This window comes from Pseudoalteromonas sp. PPB1, assembly GCF_015356275.1.
GTDB lineage: Bacteria > Pseudomonadota > Gammaproteobacteria > Enterobacterales > Alteromonadaceae > Pseudoalteromonas > Pseudoalteromonas rubra_D.
Window position 1 is genome coordinate 1 of the sequence record NZ_JACEQV010000056.1, and the last position, 5,537, is coordinate 5,537.

A 5,537-nucleotide genomic window follows, 5' to 3' on the forward strand; every position below is an offset into this window, starting at 1 on the left:
GTTACGTAGCGCCGCAAACAGACACAGAGCAGGCGGTATGTGAGATTTGGGCGCAGCTGCTCAATGTAGAAGCCAGCCAGATAAGCACACAGGCAGACTTTTTCGAGCTGGGCGGACATTCACTGCTGGTCGTTAAGCTGGCCGCTGCACTGCGCGCCGAGCTGGCGGTTGAGCTGCCAGTGAAAACGCTGTTTAACGTAACCACGCTTGCTGAGCAGGCCAAAGCCGTTGAAGCCCACCAGGGACAGGCGATACGTGCAGAGATCACTGCCCAGCCAAGAGCTATGCTGACAGACCCGCAATTGGGTCAGCACAGTCTCCAGCCACTGTCTTTTGCTCAGCAGCGCTTATGGTTTATCGATCAGCTCAACCAGGGCTCGGCGCAATACAATATGCCGGCGGCCTTTCATGTTCAGGGCGAACTGAATCTGACTGTGGTTGAGGCTGTGTTGCAGACCATCGTTGACCGTCATGAAGTACTCAGAACCGTGTATCGCGATGATGCTCAGGTGATCCGCCAGCAGGCATCTTTTGAGCTCAGTTATGAGGATGTCCGCATGCTGAGTGAGACGGCGCAGCAACAGGCGATTGCCGGGGCGATGACGCAACAGCTGAGTCAGCCGTTTGACCTCAGCTGTGAGGTGATGATGCGTGCAGGCTATATTCAGACCTCACAAAGCAGCGGAGTGCTGTTGTTCAACATGCATCATATTGCCTCCGATGGCTGGTCAATGCAGGTACTGATCAAAGAATTTGTTGCACTCTACCTTGCCTACAGTCAGGGACAGGAGAATCCGCTGGCACCTCTGACTATTCAGTACGCAGATTACGCGCAGTGGCAACGCACCTATTTAGAAGATGGCGTGCTAGACGAGCAGCTGGGTTACTGGCAAAAGCAACTGGCACAATTGCCGGCAGTACACAGTCTGCCTCTGGACTTCCCTCGTCCGGACGTCAAGCAGCATCAGGGTGGCCAGGTTAAAAGTACACTCAATACTGAGGTCGCTCAGGGGCTGGCGGCGCTGGCAAAAGCGCAGGGGCTGACACCATTTATGTTACTCCATAGTGCGCTATCACTGCTGCTATCCAGACACAGTAATGCCCAAGACATTGTGATTGGCACGCCGGTAGCAAACCGTATGCAAGCAGAGCTTGCTCCTCTGATTGGCTTTTTTGTCAACACGCTGGTGCTGAATGTAAACACTGCACAGGCCACTTTGGCTGATTATCTGGCGCACGTTAAAGCAGTTCATTTGGATGCCCAGTCAAATCAGGATGTGCCATTTGAGCAGCTGGTAGAGCAGCTCAATGTGCCACGTAGCAGTGCTTATACCCCACTGTTTCAGGTGATGCTGACAACCACCACGGATTATGGGGTCACCGATCAGTCGATAGACAACAACTGGTCGCTAGGCGATGCACAGTTGAGTCCCCTGGCTGATGACGCCGTGATTGCCAAGTTTGATCTCGATATAGATATGGCGCTGAGTGATACCGGAGTGGATATCTGCTGGACCTATGACAAGGCGCTGTTCAGCCAAGAGCGGATTGAAACCCTGAGTCGTCATCTTTGCACATTGCTGACAACGTTTGCCCAACAGACGACTGAGACATTACTCGCACAGGCACCAGGCGCACTCACCGTGCTGTCAGGGGCAGAACAACACGAGTTGCTGGTGACCTTTAATCAGCAGGTAGAAAGTTTTGATGCGACACAGTGCATACATACATTATTTGAACAGCAAGCCCAGGCCACGCCAGACGCCACTGCATTGGTCTTTAACGAGCAACACATTAGCTATGGTGCGCTGAACCAGCGCGCTAATCAACTGGCGCACTACCTGCTGAACGAGCATCAGCTGACACCAGAAACTTTAGTGGGTGTGTGTAGTAGCCGCTCTGTGGAGATGGTGGTGAGCATTCTGGCGATACTGAAAGCCGGGGGTGCCTACGTACCGCTCGACCCAAGCTATCCGAACAGTCGTCTGAGTCATATGGCATCAGATGCGAAGTTGCAACACATTCTTAGCTACGACACTGGCCTGAGCGTGGCTGCTGGACTGATGACTGAGCTTGGCGGCACAGCCATAGATATTGCGTCGCTTGACCTCAATGGATATCCGCAGGACAACCCTGCTCAGGTAGAAGTGTCCGGTAACAACCTGGCCTATGTCATATATACCTCAGGTTCTACCGGAAAACCTAAAGGGGTTGCAGTAGAGCATAGCTCGCTGGTCAATTATCAATGCCACTGTCGCACGCAATATGAGCTGACCGCTGAAGATGTGATGTTGCAGTTCTCAACCATGAGCTTCGATATTTTTGTTGAAGAGTTGTTTGGGGCCTTGTGCCAGGGGGCTTCTCTGGTACTGCGTAATGAAGAGTGCCTTGGCAGCGCAGCGGCGTTCAACGCATTTTGTAGCACGCATCAAGTTACAGTAATGAGCCTGCCAACCGCGTTCTGGAAGCAAATGACCGATATGGAGGGGGCATTTGCCATTGCAACACTGCGTGCGGTGATCATCGGTGGTGAAGCCATGGGGCAAACCCACATGGAGCGCTTCTTTAGCGCAGCACCTACAGTGACTTTGTTCAACAGTTATGGACCGACAGAAGCAACGATAACGGCGACCACATCACGTTTGCATGCGGCGTCGGGCGCTGAGCTTGTCACCATAGGCAAGGCTAATGTCAATAACACTTTGCTAGTACTCAATGACGACGGCGGATTAGTGCCTAAGGGCTGTGAAGGCGAGTTGTACATTGGTGGACCAGGTGTGGCGCGAGGTTATCTGAACCAACCTCAGCTCAGTGCCGAGCGGTTTATCAGCAACCCTTATGCTGATCAGTGTTTGGCGATAGAGGCACCACGCTTGTATCGCACCGGCGACCTGGTGCGTTACACCGACCAGGGGGAGCTGATCTTCATTGGTCGTAACGACGACCAAGTCAAGCTACGAGGATTTCGTGTGGAACTGGGTGAGCTGAGCGGGATTTTAGCCCAGCAGCCTCAGGTTCAGGATGCCGCTGTAACTGTCTTTAAGGTTGATACAGAGCAGCACCTGGCCGCTTACCTTAAGTTGCATGCGAGCGATTCAGAAGCCGAACCACAAGACACCTTGCAGGCGATACGCAATCAGCTGGCAGAGCAACTGCCACAGTATATGCAGCCAGGCAGCCTGAACATTGTCGATGAACTGCCGCTGACAGTGAACGGCAAGCTAGATGTGGCTGCTTTGCCTGAGCCCAAACTCAATATGCAACAAAGCGAATACTGTGCGCCAACGACTGAGCTGGAGCATCAACTGGTTGCAATCTGGGCGCAGTTACTGTCCCGCGAAACGCAGGACATCGGGGTCACAACCAGCTTCTTTAATCTCGGCGGCCATTCGCTGCTGATCTTAAAAGCCGTCTCTCAGATCCAGACACAATTTGAAGTATCTCTGACTGTACAAACCATTTTTGAAAACGACACGGTAGCCACACTGGCTGCCCAAATCGAGCGCCAACGCAATCAACAAGCATTAAAACAACAAATTAACGATGCCAGCGCAGACCAAATTGAAAGGGTAGAATTCTAATGAACACACAAGCAATTATCGATCAATTAACTAACAACCAAATCCTACTTTCTGTTAATGGCGACCGTCTCGCTGTGGAGGCCAAAAAGGGCGCATTGACCGCTGAGCTGGCTAGCTTGATCCGTGACAATAAGCCGGCATTGATGGAGTATTTGTCACAGCAGCAAGCGCCCCTCGCGATTGCGAACCCGATTCAGCCTGTGGTGCGTGAAGCCGGGAAAAGCTACCCTTTGTCTTCTGCACAAAAACGTTTCTGGTTTATTGACCAGCTGCGCGGTGGTTCCAGTGATTACCATATGCCGCTGGCATTCACCCTGACCGATGCGGTGTCCATGACACACCTGGAGAGCGCGCTGAATCATGTGTTGAAAAAGCATGAAATCTTGCGCAGTCGTTATGTGTTGGCCGCCGATGGTGCCACTGAGCAGCAACTGAGCGACGAGTCGATCAGCATTCGCTATCATGACAGTACCAGCTGCGATGAACAGACGTTTAAAGCTGACATCCAGGCCTGCATTGCGGCCCCCTTTGCGCTGGATAGCGACCTGATGATCCGTGTTGATCACTTCCGCACCCCTGACGCACTGCACGCAGATGCCTTGCTCATTATCAATATTCACCATATTGCTTGTGACGCCTGGTCTTTAGATATTCTGAAACAAGATTTGATGACCGCGTATATGCAGTTGCAAGGGGGCATGCAGCCTCAGGCCGAGTTGCCTCTGCAGTACCTGGATTACGCCAGCTGGCAACAGGACTGGCTGAACGGTGAGCAATGCACACAACAAACCGATTACTGGCGCAATAAACTGGCGGGTATGGCGCAATTACATAGTCTGCCGCTGGATCATGCACGGCAGGCAGATAAAGCCAACTTTGGTAAGTTATACAGTGAAGCGCTGCCTGCTGAGCTGGTGCCCGTGTTGCACCGCATTGCCAGGGAATACAAGTTAACGCCCTTTATGCTGCTACACAGCGCGCTGGCACTGACGCTCTCTCAGTATGGCCAGTATCAGGATGTGGTAATGGGTACCACGATCTCTAATCGTGACAGCGAACAATTACATCCTATGATAGGGTGCTTCCTGAATCGACTGGTACTGCGTTTGGATACCGACAGAGCACAGTCGCTGTCTGATTATCTAAAGCAGGTTGCGCGCACGCATATAGAGGCGCAGAACAATCAGTTACTGCCGTTTGATAATCTGGTTGAAGCGCTGGATATCACCCGAGCAGCTAACTACAGCCCGTTGTTCCAGATCCAGTTTACACTGGGTTCTGAGCTGGGTGAGCTCTCAAGCCAGGATGCCGCTTTGCTTAGCAACGCCGGATTTGCAGGCTTTGAGCTGAGTAAAGAGACCGTCGTGGTGCGTGGTGACCTGGATATTCATGCTCGTGTATCTGAGCAAAACATGGTCATTGACTGGTCCTATGACAACGAATTATTCGATACCCAAACTATTGCCACACTGAGCAGTTTGTTTCAGCAGATCTGCCGTAATCTGACCCAGGCATATCAGCAACAAACCATCACGACAGCCAGTGTTGCCGATGTGATGTTTAATCAGCCTCAGACTTTGTATACCCAGGCGGGTGAGTGTCGTCTGGATGATGCCACAGGCCTGATTGAGCGATTTGAGCAGCAGGCTGCGCTGACACCGGATGCGATTGCCGTGCACAGTGACACCGAACAACTTAGCTATGCGCAGCTTAATGCGCAGGCGGCTAAACTGGCTGACTGTTTGCAGGAGCAGGGCGTTGAGCCCGGCGATCTGGTGGGCGTTTGTATGCCACGCAGTGCCTGCCTGATGGTGAGCTTACTGGGCGTACTCAAAGCCGGGGCAGCTTATATTCCGTTTGAACCCAGCAACACCAAAGCCCGCAACCAGCAGATTATCGCTGATGCCGCTCTGGAGTGGGTGATTGTCAGTGACGCACTGGCCGCCCGCGTTCCGG

At 52.6% G+C, this 5,537-nt stretch carries 2 protein-coding genes; both read left to right on the plus strand.

The features are described from left to right. The coding region (locus tag IY568_RS24160; RefSeq protein WP_194868940.1) for a non-ribosomal peptide synthetase at positions 1 to 3,581 on the plus strand (3,581 nt) is incomplete at its 5' end. Next, a partial coding sequence (locus tag IY568_RS24165; RefSeq protein WP_194868941.1) for a condensation domain-containing protein occupies positions 3,581 to 5,537 on the plus strand: 1,957 nt, incomplete at its 3' end. The genes IY568_RS24160 and IY568_RS24165, both read left to right, overlap by 1 nt.